This is a genomic window from Marinobacter halophilus (assembly GCF_003007685.1).
Taxonomy (GTDB): domain Bacteria; phylum Pseudomonadota; class Gammaproteobacteria; order Pseudomonadales; family Oleiphilaceae; genus Marinobacter; species Marinobacter halophilus.
In genome coordinates this window covers 92,867-111,344 of record NZ_PXNN01000016.1, presented here as the reverse complement: position 1 = coordinate 111,344, position 18,478 = coordinate 92,867, and the positions used below count along the sequence as shown (strand labels likewise).

The window sequence follows — 18,478 nt, the reverse complement described above, 5'->3', positions numbered from 1 at the left end:
ATACACCGGTATAATCCGTCCAAATTATTTGCACCAGCAGAGGCATTCCATGGGATTTAACTGCGGCATCGTCGGCCTTCCCAACGTCGGCAAATCTACCCTGTTCAACGCACTGACCAAGGCCGGCATTGGTGCGGAAAACTTCCCGTTTTGCACCATCGAGCCCAACGCTGGCGTTGTCGCCATGCCCGATCCGCGCCTGACCAAACTGGCCGAGATCGTCAAACCCCAGCGGGTGGTGCCCACGACCATGGAATTCGTAGACATCGCCGGCCTGGTGGCTGGCGCCTCCAAAGGTGAAGGCCTGGGCAACCAGTTTCTGGCCAACATCCGCCAGACCGACGCCATCGCCCACGTGGTGCGCTGCTTTGAAGACAGTAACGTCATCCACGTGGCCAACAAGATCGATCCTGCCTCCGACATTGAAGTGATCAATACCGAGCTGGCGCTGGCCGACCTGGATACCGTGGAAAAAGCCATCAAGCGGGTGCAGCGCATCGCCAAAGGTGGCGACAAAGAAGCCAAGGCTCAACTGGACATGTTCGAGAAGCTGTTACCGGTACTGAACGAAGGCACGCCGGTGCGCAGCATGAATCTGGATAAAGACCAGATGGCGCTGGTCCGTGAGCTGTGCCTGCTGACCGTCAAGCCCACCATGTACATTGCCAACGTCAATGAAGACGGCTTCGAGAACAACCCACACCTGGACACCGTTCGGGCCATTGCCGCCTCGGAAAATGCTTCCGTGGTACCCATCTGCAACAAGATGGAAGCCGAGATCTCCGAGCTGGAAGACGAAGAAAAAGCCATGTTCCTGGATGAAATGGGCATGGACGAGCCCGGCCTGGATCGCGTGATCCGCGCGGGCTACAAGCTTCTGGACCTGCAAACCTATTTCACCGCCGGCGTGAAAGAAGTGCGCGCCTGGACCGTCCGGGTTGGTGCCACCGCGCCCCAGGCCGCCGCAGTGATTCACACCGACTTCGAACGTGGCTTCATCCGCGCCGAAATCGTCAGCTACGACGACTTCGTGCAGTACAACGGCGAAGCCGGCGCCAAAGATGCCGGCAAATGGCGCCTGGAAGGCAAGGAATACATCGTTCAGGACGGTGACGTGATCCACTTCCGCTTTAACGTGTAATTTTTCGGGTTATTTTGGGCTCAAAGCCTTGACAGGCCAGGCCCAAATACCGAAAATACGCGCCTCGTTCAGGGCCTGCCCCTACACGAAATGGCAAGGTAGCTCAGTTGGTTAGAGCACAGCACTCATAATGCTGGGGTCGGCGGTTCGACTCCGCCCCTTGCTACCAGTATTCTTAAAAGCCCGACTCGCAAGAGCCGGGCTTTTTTCGTTCTGGCCCCACTGGGATTACCAGCCCGACTGACATTATTCAGCACAGGACCATCGCCCATGCCGGCATCACTCGTTTCCGGTTTGTCTCTGGACCGGCTCACCCGGATCAGTCCGTACTTTAACGAACACTACGTTCAACCGGGCAAGCTATCCGGCTTCGCCGCCCTGGTGGCCCGGCATGGCGAGATCGTGTGGGCCGATGCCCAGGGTCTGATGGATATCGAACGCAACAGGCCGATGCAGCGGGACAACCTGTTCCGCATCTATTCCATGACCAAGCCTGTGACCTCCATCGCGATGATGCAGCTGTATGAGCAGGGCAAGTTTCTGCTGAACGATCCCGTGCACAAGTACATCCCGTCCTGGCGTAATCTTAGGGTCTATAAGAGCGGCCGTTACCCGGATTTTGAAACCGAGCCGGCAACCACCACCATGACCATCCGGGACCTGATGACCCACACCTCTGGCCTGACCTACGGTTTCACCGAGCGTACAGAAGTGGATGCGGCCTACCGTCAGCTGAAGCTGGATGGCAGCTCCATCCTGACCCTGGACAAACTGGTGGAGCGGCTGGCGGAACTGCCCCTGGAATTCTCGCCCGGTACCGCCTGGAATTATTCGGTGTCGACGGATGTGCTGGGCTACCTGGTGCAGCAGCTCTCTGGCCAGTCACTGGCTGATTATTTTGACGAACACATCTTCCGGCCACTGGCCATGACCGACACCGGTTTTCAGGTACGTCCGGATCAGCAGGATCGCTTTGCGGCCTGCTACCTGCGCCAGCCCGGCGACACCCTGAAACTGCAGGACGATCCTGAGCGCTCAAAGTACCTGAAGCACCCCCGCTTCCTGTCGGGCGGGGGCGGACTGGTGTCAACCATCGACGACTATCACCGTTTTGCCCAGGCCCTGTGCCAGGGCGGCGCATTCCAGGGGCAACGGATTATCGGACGCAAAACCCTGGAGTTTATGCGCCGCAACCACCTGCCGGATAACCAGGACCTCCCTGCCCTGTCGATTGGTGGCTTCACCGAGACGCCCTACCAGGGCAGCGGCTTCGGCTTGGGTTTCTCGGTCAAGACGGACGTGGCCAAATCCCAAACCATTGGCTCCGAAGGCGAGTTCGGCTGGGGCGGGCTGGCCAGCACCAGCTTCTTCGTGGACCCTCAGGAAGACCTGGTCGTCATTTTCATGACTCAACTGATACCCTCATCGTCTTACCCGTTGCGGCAGGAACTGCGAGCACTGGTCTATGGGGCGCTGGTATAAACTGGCCAAACCATTAATCTCTCACAAGCCAGGTGGTTAGCTGTTTGCATATAAGGCTATAACACCTCGAGCTGTGCGATAGATCCATGGCCTATGGCATACTCAGGGCCCCAAAACAATCAAACACAAACCACCTGCAAGGAATGTTGTGATGAAAGCGGAAACCCTCGCACTGCACGCCGGCTTCAAGAGCGACCCGACCACCAAGGCCGCCACTACGCCGATCTACCAGACCACCTCGTACACCTTCGACGACACCCAGCACGGTGCTGATCTGTTTGATCTGAAGGTGCAGGGCAACATCTATACCCGCATCATGAACCCGACCAACTCGGTTCTGGAAGAGCGCATGACGGCCCTGGAAGGGGGCATTGGCGCGCTCGCGGTCGCCTCTGGCATGGCCGCGATCACCTACGCTCTGCAGACCATCTGCAAAGTGGGCAACAACATTGTCAGCACCAGTCAGCTCTATGGCGGCACTTACAACCTGTTCGCCCACTCACTGCCGAACCAGGGTATCAACTGCAAAATGGTGCCCCACGATGATTTCGAGGCGGTGGAAAACGCCATCGACGACCAGACCCGCGCGCTGTTCTGTGAATCCATCGGCAACCCGGCCGGCAATGTGGTCGATATCCAGACGTGGGCCGACATTGCCCACAAACACGGCATCCCGCTGATCGTCGACAACACCGTCGCCACACCGTTCCTGTGCCGTCCGTTTGAGCATGGTGCGGATATCGTGGTGCACTCCCTGACCAAATACATCGGCGGCCATGGTACAACAGTGGCGGGCATTGTGGTGGATTCCGGCAAATTCGACTGGGCCGCCAGTGCCGATAAATTCCCGATGATGAACCAGCCAGATCCGTCCTACCATGGCGTGGTCTACACCGAAGCGCTGGGCGCTGCTGCCTTTATCGGCCGCTGTCGTGTGGTGCCCTTGCGCAATACTGGCGCGGCGCTGTCGCCGTTCAATTCTTTCCTGATCATGCAAGGCCTGGAAACCCTGGCGCTGCGCATGGAACGGCATTGCGCCAACGCCGAGAAAGTTGCCCAATTCCTGCAGGATCACCCGGCCGTTGAGTGGGTCAACTACGCGACTCTGGCCGACAGCCCCTACAAGGCCACCTGCGAGAAGATCTGTGGCGGCAAGGCCTCGGGCATTCTGAGCTTCGGCATCAAGGGTGGCCGCGAGGCCGGTGCGAAGTTCATTGACGCCCTGGACCTGATCCTGCGACTGGTCAACATCGGCGATGCCAAATCCCTGGCCTGCCACCCCGCCACCACCACCCACCGCCAGCTCGACGCAGACGAACTGAAGAGTGCCGGCGTCAGTGAGGATCTGGTGCGCTTGTCGATCGGCATCGAGCACGTGGACGATATCATTGCCGACGTCACCCAGGCCCTGGACAAATCCCAGGCTTGATAACGCTCAACCGGGTACGACCAATGTCGTGCCCGGTGACCCCGTGATTGCCCGTATCTGCCTTGTATCTATACGCTCCGCCGATTACCCTTTAAAGTTCTCCATACCCTGATCAGAGAGCTCCCGGCCCCATGAGCGACAGCGCCAAACCCCGCATCACCAGTGGTTCCAAATTCCGTAACGAACACGGCTTCAGTGCCATCAAGGACGGCGTCAAGCGATCGGCCGCCACTACGGAAGACAAGCCCCTGGAGCGCAAGCCAAAATGGCTGAGAGCGCGGATGCCCGGTGGCGAACGCTACGACGCCGTGCGCCGGAACGTCTCCGAACACCGCCTGAGCACGGTCTGTCAGGAATCCCATTGCCCGAACATTGGTGAGTGCTGGACCAACGGCACCGCGACCATCATGGTGATGGGCTCTGTGTGCACCCGCGCCTGCAGGTTCTGTGCAGTCGACACTGGCAACCCGAAGGGCTGGCTGGACGCGGAAGAGCCGGAAAACACCGCCAAATCGGTCGAGCTGATGGGGCTTCGCTATATCGTCCTGACCTCCGTTGACCGGGACGATCTGGAAGATGGCGGCGCCGCACACTACGCCGCCTGCATCTCCGCCATCAAGCAGCGTACGCCGGAAGTGGCGGTTGAAGCGCTGACCCCGGATTTCGATGCAGTGATGAGCGATGTCGAGAAAGTGGTGGATTCCGGCCTCGACGTCTTCGCCCAGAACGTGGAAACCGTCGAGCGCCTGACTGGCAAGGTGCGAGACCCTCGCGCCGGCTACGACAAAACCCTGAGTGTACTCGCCCATGCCAAAAAACACCGCCCGGACGTGCTCACCAAAACCAGTCTGATGCTAGGCCTGGGCGAAACCGAGGCAGAAGTCCTGGAAACCATGGACGACCTGCGCGCCATCGGTGTCGACATCCTGACCCTGGGCCAGTACCTGCGACCGACCCCGAATCATCTGGCGGTGGAGCGTTACGTCACCCCGGAAGAGTTCAATCGCTACCGAGAGATCGGCCTGGCCAAAGGCTTTATGGAAGTGCCGTCCGGCCCCATGGTGCGTTCCAGCTACCGAGCCGACCGGGTATTCGACAAAAACAACCTGGGCCTGAACGTGCCCGAGGTGCCCAAGCCTGCCGACGCCGTACAGATTCCGGTCAAGGCCATCGACTGAGACACCCATGCTGACCCTGCTGCGAAACATCCGGCTGAAGTACAAGTTCTGGTTGCTGAATATTGTGGTGTTTGCCGTGCTGTGCCTGCTGGTGCTCTATGCCATGCAGCTGATTGCCGAAAAGTCCGGCGGCAGCTTTGCCGACGTCTTTGCCGACACTGCTGCGGGCTTTTCCCTAGTGGTTGCTGTCTTGATGGCACTGGAAATGGCCGGCTCTCAACTGCTGATTTCATTCATCGAACGCCACATGAACCGGCTCAAAGACACCATGGTGTCCGTGCAGGCCAGCGGCAATCTCAGCCAGCGGGCGCCGACCGAGTCCACCGATGAAATTGGCGAAATGGCGGTGGCCTTCAACGCCATGCAGGACCGCACCGTCGAGGTTGTCCGAAGCATGAAAGGCGCCATCGAACGCCTGGACCGGGAAGTACAGGAACTGACCGAGACCGCAGAAGCGCGCCGGGATGACCTGACCCGGCAACAGGCCGACGCCGATCGATCCGCAGATGTGGTGGAGACCATGCTACAGAGCTTCGTTGGCATTGCCGAGCAGTCGGGCATCGCCAAAACCCTGTCCCACGAGGCCCGGGACACCGCTATCGCCGGTCGCGACAGTGTCGGCCGCAGTGCCGACAGCATCCGCCAACTGGAACGGGTGGTTCGCAACTCTGCCAGCAGCGTCGAATCGCTGGCCGAAAGCAGCCAAGGCATTGGCCAGACCATCAACGAAATTAAGGGCATTGCCGACCAGACCAACCTGTTGGCACTGAACGCCGCCATCGAAGCCGCCAGAGCCGGTGAACACGGGCGCGGCTTTGCCGTGGTTGCCGACGAGGTACGCAAATTGGCCCGGCGGGTGCAGGATTCCACCGAGCAGATTCAGACTACTCTGGACAAGCTACTGGCTTCTATGAAAACCGCCGTTGAGCAGATGACCGGCAGTTCTGAAGATGCCGCCCGATGCGTGGACGAGTCCGAACAGGCTCAGCAAGCACTGGAAGCGATTAATGAGGTAGTCAGCCGGATCGACCGCACCAACCAGGAAATTGCGGACATGTCGGCCCAACAAACGGCGGACACCGATGATGTTCTTGCCAACGTGCAGGGTATTCGGGAAACCACACAGAGCATGGTTACTCAGCTATCGGACAGCGCAGAAATGACCAAGCGCCTTAAACACCTGATCGAATCCCTGGAACAAGCCGCCTCAAAGGTCACAGTTCACTGAGGTTTGTGGCAAACTCTGCATTCGTTTTTCCCAGCAGAGTAGTCTTTCATGAACCGCCTTGGCGCCCTTTACGACCGTTTTATTCTCCCACACCCCTGGATTGTGCTGATTCTGTTCGGCGTACTGCTGGCGGTGGCCGCCCTCCGCTTTGACCAGTTCCGGCTGGACGCGTCAGCCGAATCCCTGGTTTTGGAGAACGATCGCTCACTGGAGCAGTATCGCCAGGTCAACCGCGTGTTCACCACCTCCGATGACTTCCTTGTAGTTACCTACACACCTCATCAGGAACTGTTTACCGAAACCGAGCTCAGCCATTTCCGGTCACTGCGGGACAAGCTGGACGCCCTATCCGCTGTCGGCTCGACCAACAGTATTCTGAACGTGCCCCTGTTGCACAGTCCGGACCTGACGCTGGACACCGTAGATAGTGAAATCAAGACCCTTGATAACGATGAGATACCGCCAGATACGGCTCGCCAGGCGCTGCTGGACAACCCAATGTACCCGAACCTGCTGCTCAGCGAGGATGCCGGCACCACTGCGATCCAGGTTAACCTGCCAACGCCCGAGCGTTATTTCGAGCTGCTGAACCAACGCGATGAGCTCAGAGACCAGGTCAGTACCGGCGTCGCCGACGCCGATCAGCAACGGCAGCTGGAGCGCGTCAGTCAGGAGTTTATCCGGTACACCGAAGCCCTCGGCAAAGAGCGGGACGCCACCATCGCGGGGGTCCGCGCCATACTCGACGACTACCGGGATCGCGCCACTATTCACCTGGGTGGCGTACCCATGATCGTCTCCGACATGATCCGCTTTATCCAGAACGATCTGTCCACCTTCGGGCTGGGCGTGCTCGGCTTTCTGATCCTGACACTGGCCATCATCTTCCGGCAATGGCGCTGGGTGCTGGTGCCGCTGTTGTGCTGCAGCTTCACGGTATGGTTGATGATCGGGTTTCTGGGCTGGGCCCAGTGGCCCGTCACCGTGATCTCGTCCAATTTTGTATCCCTGCTGCTGATCATGACCCTGTCGCTCACCATCCACCTGATTGTGCGCTACCGGGAGTTCCAACACGACGAGCCCCAGGCTCAGTCGCAGGACATTCTGCGGCGCACACTCATGGCCATGGTCAAACCCTGCTTCTATATGGCTATCACCACCATTGTTGCCTTTGGCTCATTGACCTTCAGTGGCATCCGACCAGTCATCGACTTTGGCTGGATGATGACCCTGGGGCTGACCGTCGCCTTTCTGATGACTTTCCTGATCTTCCCGGCCCTGCTCAGCCTGCTGCCGCCGCCGCTGGATCAGCGGGTAAGCTCTGACCGCATTCCCTTTACCGACGCCTTCGCTCGCTTCACCGAGCATTTTGGCGGCACGGTGCTGGTGGGTTCTGGGATCATTGCCGTGCTGTGCGTGATCGGCCTGAGCCGGCTGACCGTGGAAAACAGCTTTATCGACTATTTCAAAGCCTCCACCGAAATCCATCAGGGCATGGTCGTCATCGATGACCGCCTCGGCGGCACCTCACCGCTGGATGTGGTGATCACCGATGAACCGGCACCGGAAAACGTCAACGATGACCCTTTCGCGAGCGACTGCGACCCGTTTGTCGAGGATTGCGACGAACAGGATTACCGGGACACCTGGTACACCTACCAAAAAATGCGCCAGCTCAGTGAGGTGCACAACTACCTGCACAGCCTGCCGGAAACCGGTAAAGTGCTGTCGATCAGCACCACCCTGGACCTGTTAGCCCAGATTAACGGCGGCACACCGCTGAATGCTGTGGAACTGGCCTTTGTGCCGGCGGCCGTGCCCGCGGATCTGCAGGACATTTTGCTCAGCCCGTACATATCGGAAGAACACCAACAAGCCCGGTTCAGCATCCGGATTCTGGAAACCATGCCGGATCTGCGCCGGCAGGATTTACTGGACCGCATCCGCACGCACCTAACCACCGAGCTCGGTTACGACGACGAACGCATCCAGCTATCCGGCATGACCGTGATGTACAACAACATGCTGCAGAGCCTGTTCGACTCCCAGATCAAAACCATCGGCGTGGTGTTTGGCGCGATCCTGGTGATGTTCCTGATTCTGTTCCGCTCGGTAAAATTGGCACTGATCGGCATGGCCCCCAACCTGATTGCCGCCGGCTCTGTACTGGGCCTGATGGGCTGGCTGGGAATTCCGCTGGATATGATGACCATTACCGTCGCCGCCATCACCGTGGGCATCGCGGTGGACGACACCATCCACTACATCCACCGATTTAAAACCGAGTTCGCGAAAGACGGCGACTATCTGGCCACCATGCACCGCTGCCACCGCAGTATTGGTCAGGCCATGTTCTTTACCTCGCTGACCATCATCTCCGGGTTTTCGATTCTGGTGTTGTCAAACTTCATTCCAACCATCTATTTTGGCCTGTTCACCGGCTTTGCCATGTTCATGGCGCTGCTGGGCGCTCTCACGTTGCTGCCAAGACTGATCATTCTGACCCGACCGTTCCCCGCCCCATAAAGAAAAAACCCCGCCAGAGCATTGCTCAGACGGGGTTAAGATCATCAACGATTCAGGCCTTGCCTGGCTCCGGATCATCCGGGGCTCCGATCATGTCATCGTGCTCTGCCATATCCCAAGGCAGCTTGCCCGGCGAGATATCCAGGAAGTGCAAATAGTTTTCGAACTGATCCAGAATGTCCTTGATGATATCGTTCTCATCGTAACCATAAATATCGTAGGCACGGCCACCTCGACGCAGGTACACCTCAGCCCGGTAATAGGCCTCCGGCTGGTCCGGGTCCCGCTTCAGTTCGCTATACACAAACCCGGGCATGGTGTGCTCGGTCAGGCGGATGTCGTACACGAAATCCACGTGATGCTCGCGATGCACCAGCAGGTGTGACCGCTCATTTTCCACGTCGTATTCGGCGTATGCGTTCCAACCCCGATCCTTGAGTTCTTTCTCGACCTCACGCATGGCCTTCATCACGGTGTTCTTGATGTACATTTCCACCTGGTGCCGGCCCGGGAATTCGACCATGGCCGCCAGGCGATGCTTCCATTGCGAGCCCGTCAAGTGCCGGTTACTCATCATGTGCGCCTGCAGGCTGGTTTCACGGTGCCCCTCAATAATCAGCGCACGCCACATTCCGACCGCGGCAATCAGCATGATGATGGCGAACGGCAAGGCACTCGCAATGGTCATGGTCTGCAGAGCACTCAAGCCGCCGGCCAGCAACAGCACTGCCGCCACGGCGCCTTCCAGTACCGCCCAGAATACCCGCTGCCAGGCTGGGGTGTTAATCACGCCGCCGGACGCCAGCGAGTCAATCACCAGAGAGCCGGAGTCTGAGGAGGTCACGAAGAAGGTGATGATCAGCAGCACCGTGATCAGCGAGATAAAGAACGACCAGGGCAACTGCTCAAACAGCTGAAACAGGGCCACGGCATGGTCTGCCTGAACGTCCGCGATCAAGGTATCCAGCCCCTGATTCATGATCAGGTGCAGGGCAGTGTCGCCGAACACCGAAAACCACAGGAAGGTGAAGATGGTGGGCACCAGCATGACACCAATCACAAACTGACGGATGGTACGACCCCGGCTGATCTTGGCGATAAACATACCGACAAACGGCGCCCAGGCGATGGTCCAGCCGAAAATGAACAGCGTCCAGTTACCGATCCAGTCACTGCGGCTGTACGCTTGTAGATTGAAAGTGCGCTCCACGATACCGCTGACATAACTGCCGGTGTTCTGCAGGAAGGTTTCCAGAATGTGGATGGTCGGGCCGACGATAAACACAAACAGCATCAGGGCGATGGCCAGGGCCATGTTGAGAATGGACAGGCGCTTTACCCCTTTGTCCATACCCGCCACCACCGACACCGTCGCCGCTGCGGTAATGACGGCAATGGCAATGATCTGCACCGTGGTACTGATGGGCACCGCAGGCCAGAGATAATTGATACCCGCATTAATCTGGGTAACCGACAACCCCAGTGTGGTGGCAATGCCGAACATGGTGCCGAGAATGGCAAACACATCCACTGCGTGACCTATAGGTCCGTAAATCTTCTCGCCGATTAACGGATAGAGGGCAGACCGGATGGACATTGGAAGTCCGTGGCGAAAGGCAAAATATGCCAGAACCAGCCCGACCAGGCCGTAAATGGCCCAGATATGAAAGCCCCAGTGGAAGAAAGCGATCTGCATCGCCTGTTTGGCCGCATCCACCGTTTCAGCAGCACCGGCAGGCGGTGACGCAAAGTGCAGCACCGGTTCGGCCACACCAAAGAACAGAAGCGCAATCCCGTAACCCGCTGAAAACAGCATGGCGAACCATTCCGGGAAAGAGTACTGCGCCTCGGCATGATCAGGACCCAGCTTGATATTACCCCACTTGGAGGCGCCCACACCGACGATGAACACCAAGAAAATCGCGACCGACAGCATGTAGAACCAGCCGAAGGTTTCGGTGATCCAGATCAGAGTTGTGCTGAACACTTCCCCCGCCAGAGCGGGATTACTTATGGTTCCCACCACCAACAGCAAGGCGATGGCGACCGCAGGAATAAACACCGGTATCAGAATGGTCGACCGGATTGCTTTCTTGTCTGAAGTCATAGACATGCATCCATGTTGTCGTTGAATTTGTTTTACAGCCCATGACTATAGGAACAAAAGAACTATCTGGATTACCGAATTGCAGGTATCCATGTAATGAACCTATAGATCAGTCACGGGTTATGTGCGAGGCAGGGAGCTCTAACGTCAGGGCAAAACTGAATTGAATGGTGCTCACGGCCTGCCCCAAAACGCCTTGCACGCCCCAGGGTCAGGCCATGGTGATCGCCGTTTTACTGACCCGGCTGCATCATCTGCTGCTGTTGCTGCATCTGACGCTGCATTTCCTGCATGCGACGGTCCAGCTCGTCACGTTGCTCTGCCGTGAACACGGCATCCACACGGGCCTGCATCAATGCCGACAGGGCCGCAATTTCACCGGTGACATCGCCCAGCTTTTCGGCGTTATCGCGGATCGCCGACTCGCTGTAGTCTGCCTTGATCTCAGCTTGCAACGACTGCTGGAGGCTTTGGGCGCTCTGGCGCAGCTCACCGATCTCACCTTCCATTTCGCTGATGATGCCGCGAATTTCACTTTGCTGAGTCTCAGACAGACCCACCATCTCAGCCAACTGGGCCACCTGGTCAGGCTGGCCGGGAGCCGCCTGCTGGGCGAAGGCCGGCATCGAAAGGCTGAGAGCTACCAGAGCAGAACCGATTATCTTTACAAGCTTCATAAATTTCTCCAAGTCGCCGGCAGCCACGCATTAACCGCCGGATTACGTTGCATTAAGTGCTCAAGGGTGTACACCCTAAAACATTACGGCGTCGCATTTCACCCCGACATCCCTTCTTTTTGTACACACTCCCGAAAAATAATCGGCCGGCCCGCAGCACACGCGGGCCGGCGGCTATATGAAAATTTGGTCATTCCCCTGCATAATGGCGCCTTCAAACACCGAGCGGAGCACACATCATGGCCATTAACTGGTTTCCAGGGCATATGCACAAGGCCCGAAAGGAGATCAAGAAAGTCATGCCTCAGATGGATCTGATCATCGAGGTGGTCGACGCCCGCATTCCGTTTAGTAGCGAGAACCCGCTGGTGCCTTCTTTACGAGGGGATACACCGCTGATCAAGGTTCTGAACAAACGCGACCTGGCAGACCCGGCCATCACTGAGCAGTGGCTCAAGTGGTTTGAACAGGAACGCGGTGTTCGTGCCATCACCCTGACCCATAACCAGCGCCAGGAAGCACTGGGCATCCTCAAGCTGGCGGAAGAACTGACGCCAGGCCATGACCGGCAGAAAAGCGCGCTCCGAGTCATGATCCTCGGCATCCCAAATGTCGGCAAGTCTACGCTGATCAATACGCTGGCCGGCCGGCCGGCGGCGAAAACCGGCAACGAGCCTGCGGTTACCCGGGCCCAACAAGCCATCAAACTTCCGAATAATATTCTGTTGTACGATACTCCGGGTTTCCTCTGGCCAAAACTGTCTCCTGAAGCGTGCGGCTATCGTCTGGCCATTACCGGTGCGATTCGCAGCGCCGTGCTGGACTTTGAGGACGTGGCGATGTTCGAGGCGGAGTACCTTATTAAACATTATTCGGAGCTGGTCATGGCCCGTTATGGACTGGACCAGCAGCCTGCGGATGGACTTGCCCTGATGGATGCAATAGCTGAAAAACGAAAGTTCTTCCGCCGCGGCGGCATCCCGGACCTCCACAAGGTATCAGAGATACTGTTGAACGAGCTCAGGGCCGGCGTCCTCGGCCGGATATCACTTGAAACCCCGGCCATGGTGGAGCAAGAGTTGCAGGAAGCCAGGGCCCGTGAAGAGGCCCAGGCGGCCGATAAGCTCGCGCGCACCGAACAATGGAAGAAAACCTCACGCTGACACGCGCAAAAACCTACCCGCTGTGCCACTGCGCAAGGCATGGAGCAATCTTGAAAATTGGCCCATAACGCTATATTTTTTTGCTATACTTGACCACGATCAATCTATGAAAACCCGCTGCTGAAGCAATCGCGCCGAGGGTGTCGGCTACATGTAAACGTACTCGAATAGCCCTTGGCGTTGCCTTTGCGCAGAGGGCAATGGCAACGTTTGCCAATCAGGAATGACAATGATCACACGTTTGTGTGGTCTGATATGGATCAACCCGGATGGTTCGTTAACTATGGCCCAGGCAATACAACTTCACCAGGTATCTCCCCTCAAGGCCTCATGTAACCAGTGCAGCCTGAGCAACCTTTGCCTCCCTCTAGCCATTGAGGAAAACGATCTGGACCGGCTGGAAGACATTGTTCAGCAGGGGCGGATCTACAACCGTGGCGAGCACATCTTCGATCAGAGTACGCCGTTCAAATCCTGTTTTGCGGTTAAGAGCGGTTCCGTCAAGACGTCCATCATTACCGAGAGTGGTGAAGAGCAGGTGACCGGCTTTTTCATGCCTGGCGAACTGGTGGGTCTAGACAGCCTGAGTGGCGAGAATTACGCCTGCACCGCCAAGGTGCTGGAACGCACCAGCGTTTGCGAATTCCCGATCGACAAACTGGAAGAGCTGACCGGCAAACTGCCCGAGCTGCAGCACCACATGTACCGTCTGATGAGCCAGGAAATTCAGAACAGTCACCAGTTGGCCATGCTTCTGAGCAAAAATACTGCGGAAGAGCGGATCGCAGCCCTTCTGCTGTCGCTCTCCAGCCGATTCCGTCGGCGCAGAATGTCGCCCACCAACTTCAGCCTGCCCATGGCAAGGAATGACATTGCCAACTTCCTCGGCCTGGCCGTAGAAACCGTCAGCCGGGTATTTACCCGCTTTCAGAACCAGGGGATCATCCGCGCGCGGGGCCGGGAAGTAGAGCTTCTGGATGTCGAGGCCTTACAATTGGTCACCCGGGATTTCGCACGACAGGGCGGACAGTAACAGCGGCGGGTTCAGAAACCCGCCGGCTCCTTTTTGTTGCCTGCCTCGGCGCTCGCTTTCAGCAACACAAGCTCCTCTGGCAACCAGGTTCGCCAAGATAACTGCTTGATACCAAAAATGTTCCTGATCTTGCTACAGGCCATCGTGGTGTTTACCGGCTCCAGATAGCCCCACTCCGGCACTTTATCCACAATCCGGATACCCTCAGGTATGCCGGGCATGCCGGTAATCGCCAACCCGAGCTCGTACAGATTGATCTCCTCAGACCCGGCGTACTGATACGTTCCCCAGGCTTCGGCACCGCAGTCCACCTGCAATACCATGGCGGTAATTACCCGCGCCAGATCCTGCACCGCCACCGGCTGCCCTCGGCAGCGCCCCGGCAAAAACAGGCCATCGCTACCGGTCGCGCTCCTCTGAACCTTCCGAACAAAACGCGCAAGACTCCAGCCAGTCCGAAGAATAATGTGCATCGGCAAAACGGTTCGCAACGCCTGCTCGCACTCCCATTGCCAGCGGCCAAGCTCGTTCATTGGCTGGCCCGGATTGGATGAAATATAGGCGGCCTGCTTTCTGCCATCAAAAACGTAACAGGAAGACAGCTGCAACAGCGCCATTTTTCTGTCCCGGGCATACTCTCCCAACGCCAGAGGTAACGAAAATGCCACCTGATGTGTCGACTCCCGATCGTGCTCCGCCTTTTCCGGGTTGACCAGCCAAAGGGCGTTAACAATCAAGTCAGTATCGTCTGGAATCCAGCTTTCCAGAGCATGCAGATCGGCATTAGCTGGATCGCTGACCAGCAGCGGACTCACTTGTAGGTGGGTTTTTCGCAACCGCTCCAGAAGCACCTTGCCCAGCGGGCCATAGTCGTGAACTACAAGTACATGCACGTTGAATCACTGCCTCCGGAATATCACTGATATGACGGGCTTGACCAATCACTCAGGCCAATGGCCTGGGCAATCAGTTTGCTGCACTATCATGCAGCCTTAACCGCCGGTGTTAATTAAAGCCTCACTGTCGAGCATACAACAACAGGAACCTCTATGCTGAAACAACAAAGCCATATCGTGGCACCCATCCCTGACGAGCTGCGTACACGGGCCCTTTACACCGTCTGCGAGCTAAAGGAGCGCGGCAAAGCCGACAAGGAAGCCATCGAAAAACTTTTCAATCTGATTGTCGAACTGACCGAACAAGGCCTCGACTTTTTCTTCCTCGAACCCCTGCGCCGCCTAAATGCCAGCAGCATGATGATGGGCATGGCTAAAATGGGCATCGGCAGCATGCTTAAGGGCAGCAAGATGGTGGTCCATAAGGTACTGAAAAAACTGGATGACCGCAGCCTGGCCGCCATTCTCGACTTTATCGAAGAAATTATTCATGAACCAGAGACCCCCTGACCCCGGGCGGGGCCGCGAAGGACCTGCTGATCAACCACAGATCCGGGGCACCCGGGCGGTAACGCCGGTTAGCAGCTCATAACCAATGGTGCCGGCACAGGCGGCGACTTCGTCAACGCTGACCGTCGATCCCCAAAGCTCCACCAAGTCCCCTTCCCGGGCTTCTGGCGCCATGGTGAGGTCGACCGCCAGCATGTCCATGGACACTCGCCCTAACAGGCGAACTCGCTTACCCCCAATCGCAGCGGGTGTGCCGGTGCCGGCGTGGCGAGGGTAGCCGTCGCCGTAACCGATGGCCACCATGCCCATCCGGGTATCCTGATCCGCCACCCAGGTGGCGCCATAACCAATTGATTCACCGGCCCGCACTACACGGCTACTGATCAGGGGCGCCTGCAATGTCATTACCGGGCGCAGGCCCAGGTCAAGGCCGGATTTACCGATCATCGGTGACGCCCCGTACAGCATGATACCGGGCCGGCTCCAGTCATAAAGCGGTTGATCGGAGCGAAAATGCGCGGCGGAGTTGCCGACGCTGCGCATCAGATCCGGCCAGGGGGCTGTCGCCGCCTCAAAACAGCGGGTCTGCACTGTGGTCATGAAACTGTTGAGATCATCTGCGCATGCAAAGTGTGTGACAAACCCGATAAGCCGGTGTTTTTGCCCTGCCGTTTCCAAGCCGGCAATCACGCCCTGCAGATCTTCCGGGCGAAAGCCTAGCCGATTCATCCCGGTGTTTACCTTCAACCAGAATCTCGGCACAGGACCTTTGGTGAGCCACTGCAATTGCTGATGGCAATGCACCACCGGCTCAAAGCCATACTCGGCGCAGCCACTGAAGTCAGGCCCGGCATGCACACCCTGCAACAACACCACTGGCTGTTTGAGGCCGCTGTCACGGATGGCGAGCGCCTCTTCAATGCAGGCGACGGCGTATTTCCCAGCGTCTTCCGCCAGTGCGCTGGCGACTGCTGCGATACCATGGCCATAGCCATCGGCTTTGATAACAGCCATAGCCCGGGCTCCACCGGCCTTTTCGCAAGCCAGTCGATAGTTGAATCTGAGGGCCTCCAGATCAATGCTGGCAACCGTACTGCGCGGCATTAATAATCTCCACCGTAATCACCGTAATCACCGTGCGCCAGGTCTTCAAACTTGGTGTATTTGCCGATAAACGCCAGGCGGATGGTCCCGATCGGGCCATTCCGTTGCTTGCCGATAATGATCTCGGCAATGCCTTTATCCTGGGTGTCCTCGTTGTACACCTCGTCTCGGTAGACAAACATGATGACATCCGCATCCTGCTCGATCGCCCCGGATTCGCGTAGATCCGAGTTAATCGGCCGCTTATTGGGCCGCTGCTCCAGGCTCCGGTTGAGCTGCGAGAGCGCCACCACCGGGCAACTCAGCTCCTTGGCGATGCCCTTGAGAGAGCGCGAAATTTCAGAAATCTCGGCGGTACGGCCTTCGGAGTTGCCGGGCACTCGCATCAGCTGCAGGTAATCGACCATGATCAGGCCAATCTTGCCGTCGTTTTCCCGGGCAATCCGCCGGGCACGAGAGCGCATTTCGGTAGGGCTCAGGCCGGGCGTGTCATCAATGTACAACGGCTTGTCTTTGAGCAGACTCACCGCAGATGTCAGGCGGGGCCAATCGTCTTCATCCAGTTTGCCGCTGCGCACCTTGGTCTGGTCAATACGCCCAAGCGAAGACAACATACGCATCGCCAGCGCGTCTGCCGGCATTTCCATGCTGAACACCAGGATGGGGGTGCTGGTGCTGATCAGGGCATTCTCAACGATGTTCATGGCGAAGGTGGTCTTACCCATCGAGGGCCGCCCTGCCACGATGATCAAATCGGCCGGCTGCATACCTGACGTCTGGTCATCCAGGTCCCGGAACCCGGTGGTCAGGCCCGTAGTCTGCTCACCGGACTCAAACAGTTCTTCGATACGACTTAACGCGGTGGCGAGAATCGGGTTGATGGCCTTGGGCCCGGAACCTTCTTTAGTGCGAGCCTCGGCAATCTGAAAAACGCTGCGCTCTGCTTCGTCCAGTATTTCGGCACTCTTGCGACCCTGAGGATTAAACGCAGAATCTGAAATGGCACCCGAAACCACCAAAAGCTGACGCAAAATCGACCGCTCCTTGACGATCTCTGCATACGCCTTGATGTTCGAGGCACCCGGCGTTTTCTCAGCCAGCTCGGCCAGATAGGACAGCCCACCGGCATCTTCAATATCCCCGGCCCGCTCCAGAAACTCAGCCAGCGTGACCACATCAAGCGGTTCGTTCTCGCTGGCCAGGCGCTCTACCGCACCAAAGATCAGCTTGTGATCCTGGCGATAAAAATCCACCGCCGAAATAATCTCGGAAATTTCGTCAAAACGCCGGTTGTCCAGCATCAGGCCGCCAAGCACCGCCTGCTCCGCTTCCACGGAATGAGGTGGCACTTTGATACGACTGGTTTCCGGATCAATCGACGCAGATTTGAACGTAGGGTTGGCCATAGGTACCAGACAAGTATGAAATGAATAAACCGGGGACAAGAATACCAGAAAGCAACGAGCCCGAAACCGTTTCCGGTTCGGGCTCGTTTCAGAATGCTAAAGCCAGAGGCCTTATCACTCTATATGATCAACAAACCGTGGCAACCGATTACTCGGCAACAACCGCCAGCTTGATGGTCACTTCAACGTCGCTGTGCAGCTGCAGCTCAACTTCATACTCACCGGTCACCCGAAGCGGGCCTTCCGGCAGACGAACTTCGCTCTTTTCGACTTCGGTGCCGCCAGCAGAAACAACATCTGCGATATCACGAACACCGATAGAGCCAAACAGCTTGCCTTCTTCACCAGCCTTGGAGGTGATGGTGAAGGAAGCGCCTTCCAGAGCCTCAGCGCGGGCCTGGGCAGTCGCCAGCTTATCCGCGGCAGCCTTTTCCAGTTCAGCGCGACGCTCTTCGAACGCCTGTACGTTTGCGGCCGTGGCAGGAACAGCTTTGCCATACGGCAGCAGGAAATTACGACCGTAACCGGCCTTAACCTTTACCTTGTCGCCCAGAGAGCCAAGGTTTGCTACTTTCTCGAGCAGAATAACTTCCATCTC

General features: G+C 57.6%; 15 protein-coding genes and 1 tRNA gene. 10 read left to right on the top strand and 6 right to left on the bottom strand.

Translation table 11 applies throughout. The features are described from left to right. Positions 1–49 precede the first annotated feature (49 nt). The 7 genes from ychF to C7H08_RS12920 all read left to right on the top strand — a co-directional run bounded on the left by ychF (position 50) and on the right by C7H08_RS12920 (position 8,984). Positions 50–1,141, top strand: a complete 1,092-nt coding sequence (ychF, locus tag C7H08_RS12950) for a redox-regulated ATPase YchF (RefSeq protein ID WP_106672593.1) — start codon at positions 50–52, stop codon at positions 1,139–1,141. A 92-nt stretch (positions 1,142–1,233) separates the two neighbouring features. Next, positions 1,234–1,310, top strand: a tRNA-Met gene (locus tag C7H08_RS12945). 101 nt (positions 1,311–1,411) lie between these two features. Further along, the gene (locus C7H08_RS12940; RefSeq protein ID WP_106672591.1) at positions 1,412–2,623 is read left to right on the top strand and encodes a serine hydrolase domain-containing protein; all 1,212 of its coding nucleotides are present in this window, start codon (positions 1,412–1,414) and stop codon (positions 2,621–2,623) included. Between the two features lie 151 nt (positions 2,624–2,774). Continuing rightward, the gene (locus tag C7H08_RS12935) at positions 2,775–4,052 is read left to right on the top strand and encodes an O-acetylhomoserine aminocarboxypropyltransferase/cysteine synthase family protein (RefSeq protein WP_106672589.1); all 1,278 of its coding nucleotides are present in this window, start codon (positions 2,775–2,777) and stop codon (positions 4,050–4,052) included. A 131-nt stretch (positions 4,053–4,183) separates the two neighbouring features. Further along, positions 4,184–5,230, top strand: coding sequence for a lipoyl synthase (gene lipA / locus C7H08_RS12930; protein WP_106672587.1), 1,047 nt, complete (start codon positions 4,184–4,186; stop codon positions 5,228–5,230). A 7-nt stretch (positions 5,231–5,237) separates the two neighbouring features. Beyond that, complete coding sequence (locus C7H08_RS12925; RefSeq protein WP_106672584.1) at positions 5,238–6,458, top strand: methyl-accepting chemotaxis protein; 1,221 nt, start codon at positions 5,238–5,240, stop codon at positions 6,456–6,458. 48 nt (positions 6,459–6,506) lie between these two features. Beyond that, complete coding sequence (locus C7H08_RS12920; protein ID WP_106672581.1) at positions 6,507–8,984, top strand: efflux RND transporter permease subunit; 2,478 nt, start codon at positions 6,507–6,509, stop codon at positions 8,982–8,984. Positions 8,985–9,036: 52 nt separating this feature from the next. Here C7H08_RS12920 and C7H08_RS12915 read toward each other — a convergent pair whose 3' ends face one another. Continuing rightward, the gene (locus C7H08_RS12915) at positions 9,037–11,091 is read right to left on the bottom strand and encodes a BCCT family transporter (RefSeq protein WP_106672577.1); all 2,055 of its coding nucleotides are present in this window, start codon (positions 11,089–11,091) and stop codon (positions 9,037–9,039) included. Positions 11,092–11,324: 233 nt separating this feature from the next. Next, positions 11,325–11,768 carry a Spy/CpxP family protein refolding chaperone gene (locus C7H08_RS12910; RefSeq protein ID WP_106672838.1) on the bottom strand — a complete coding sequence of 148 codons (444 nt, stop codon included), beginning with the start codon at positions 11,766–11,768 and terminating at the stop codon, positions 11,325–11,327. A gap of 239 nt (positions 11,769–12,007) precedes the next feature. On the opposite strand from C7H08_RS12910, the gene ylqF reads away from it, so the two are divergent. Both ylqF and fnr read left to right on the top strand, forming a co-directional pair. Further along, the gene (gene ylqF, locus C7H08_RS12905) at positions 12,008–12,931 is read left to right on the top strand and encodes a ribosome biogenesis GTPase YlqF (RefSeq protein WP_106672573.1); all 924 of its coding nucleotides are present in this window, start codon (positions 12,008–12,010) and stop codon (positions 12,929–12,931) included. A 283-nt stretch (positions 12,932–13,214) separates the two neighbouring features. Further along, complete coding sequence (gene fnr / locus C7H08_RS12900; protein ID WP_106672837.1) at positions 13,215–13,964, top strand: fumarate/nitrate reduction transcriptional regulator Fnr; 750 nt, start codon at positions 13,215–13,217, stop codon at positions 13,962–13,964. Positions 13,965–13,975: 11 nt separating this feature from the next. Here fnr and C7H08_RS12895 read toward each other — a convergent pair whose 3' ends face one another. Further along, positions 13,976–14,857, bottom strand: a complete 882-nt coding sequence (locus tag C7H08_RS12895) for a sugar nucleotide-binding protein (protein WP_106672570.1) — start codon at positions 14,855–14,857, stop codon at positions 13,976–13,978. Positions 14,858–15,013: 156 nt separating this feature from the next. On the opposite strand from C7H08_RS12895, the gene C7H08_RS12890 reads away from it, so the two are divergent. Beyond that, positions 15,014–15,370 carry a hypothetical protein gene (locus C7H08_RS12890; RefSeq protein ID WP_106672567.1) on the top strand — a complete coding sequence of 119 codons (357 nt, stop codon included), beginning with the start codon at positions 15,014–15,016 and terminating at the stop codon, positions 15,368–15,370. A 30-nt stretch (positions 15,371–15,400) separates the two neighbouring features. Here C7H08_RS12890 and alr read toward each other — a convergent pair whose 3' ends face one another. The 3 genes from alr to rplI all read right to left on the bottom strand — a co-directional run bounded on the left by alr (position 15,401) and on the right by rplI (position 18,475). Continuing rightward, the gene (gene alr / locus C7H08_RS12885) at positions 15,401–16,474 is read right to left on the bottom strand and encodes an alanine racemase (RefSeq protein ID WP_106672563.1); all 1,074 of its coding nucleotides are present in this window, start codon (positions 16,472–16,474) and stop codon (positions 15,401–15,403) included. Further along, positions 16,474–17,880, bottom strand: a complete 1,407-nt coding sequence (gene dnaB / locus C7H08_RS12880) for a replicative DNA helicase (RefSeq protein ID WP_106672560.1) — start codon at positions 17,878–17,880, stop codon at positions 16,474–16,476. The genes alr and dnaB overlap by 1 nt, the downstream gene beginning before the upstream one ends. A 148-nt stretch (positions 17,881–18,028) precedes the next feature. Further along, positions 18,029–18,475, bottom strand: a complete 447-nt coding sequence (rplI, locus tag C7H08_RS12875) for a 50S ribosomal protein L9 (RefSeq protein ID WP_106672558.1) — start codon at positions 18,473–18,475, stop codon at positions 18,029–18,031. Positions 18,476–18,478: the final 3 nt, after the last annotated feature.

Bases quoted from the DNA above. Each gene is read 5' to 3' on its own strand.
- C7H08_RS12920 (WP_106672581.1), top strand. From the start codon at position 6,507: ATGAACCGCCTTGGCGCCCTTTACGACCGTTTTATTCTCCCACACCCC.
- C7H08_RS12940 (WP_106672591.1), top strand. From the start codon at position 1,412: ATGCCGGCATCACTCGTTTCCGGTTTGTCTCTGGACCGGCTCACCCGG.
- fnr (WP_106672837.1), top strand. From the start codon at position 13,215: ATGGCCCAGGCAATACAACTTCACCAGGTATCTCCCCTCAAGGCCTCA.
- lipA (WP_106672587.1), top strand. From the start codon at position 4,184: ATGAGCGACAGCGCCAAACCCCGCATCACCAGTGGTTCCAAATTCCGT.
- C7H08_RS12925 (WP_106672584.1), top strand. From the start codon at position 5,238: ATGCTGACCCTGCTGCGAAACATCCGGCTGAAGTACAAGTTCTGGTTG.
- dnaB (WP_106672560.1), bottom strand. From the start codon at position 17,880: ATGGCCAACCCTACGTTCAAATCTGCGTCGATTGATCCGGAAACCAGT.
- ychF (WP_106672593.1), top strand. From the start codon at position 50: ATGGGATTTAACTGCGGCATCGTCGGCCTTCCCAACGTCGGCAAATCT.
- C7H08_RS12915 (WP_106672577.1), bottom strand. From the start codon at position 11,091: ATGACTTCAGACAAGAAAGCAATCCGGTCGACCATTCTGATACCGGTG.
- ylqF (WP_106672573.1), top strand. From the start codon at position 12,008: ATGGCCATTAACTGGTTTCCAGGGCATATGCACAAGGCCCGAAAGGAG.
- rplI (WP_106672558.1), bottom strand. From the start codon at position 18,475: ATGGAAGTTATTCTGCTCGAGAAAGTAGCAAACCTTGGCTCTCTGGGC.
- C7H08_RS12890 (WP_106672567.1), top strand. From the start codon at position 15,014: ATGCTGAAACAACAAAGCCATATCGTGGCACCCATCCCTGACGAGCTG.
- C7H08_RS12910 (WP_106672838.1), bottom strand. From the start codon at position 11,768: ATGAAGCTTGTAAAGATAATCGGTTCTGCTCTGGTAGCTCTCAGCCTT.
- C7H08_RS12935 (WP_106672589.1), top strand. From the start codon at position 2,775: ATGAAAGCGGAAACCCTCGCACTGCACGCCGGCTTCAAGAGCGACCCG.
- alr (WP_106672563.1), bottom strand. From the start codon at position 16,474: ATGCCGCGCAGTACGGTTGCCAGCATTGATCTGGAGGCCCTCAGATTC.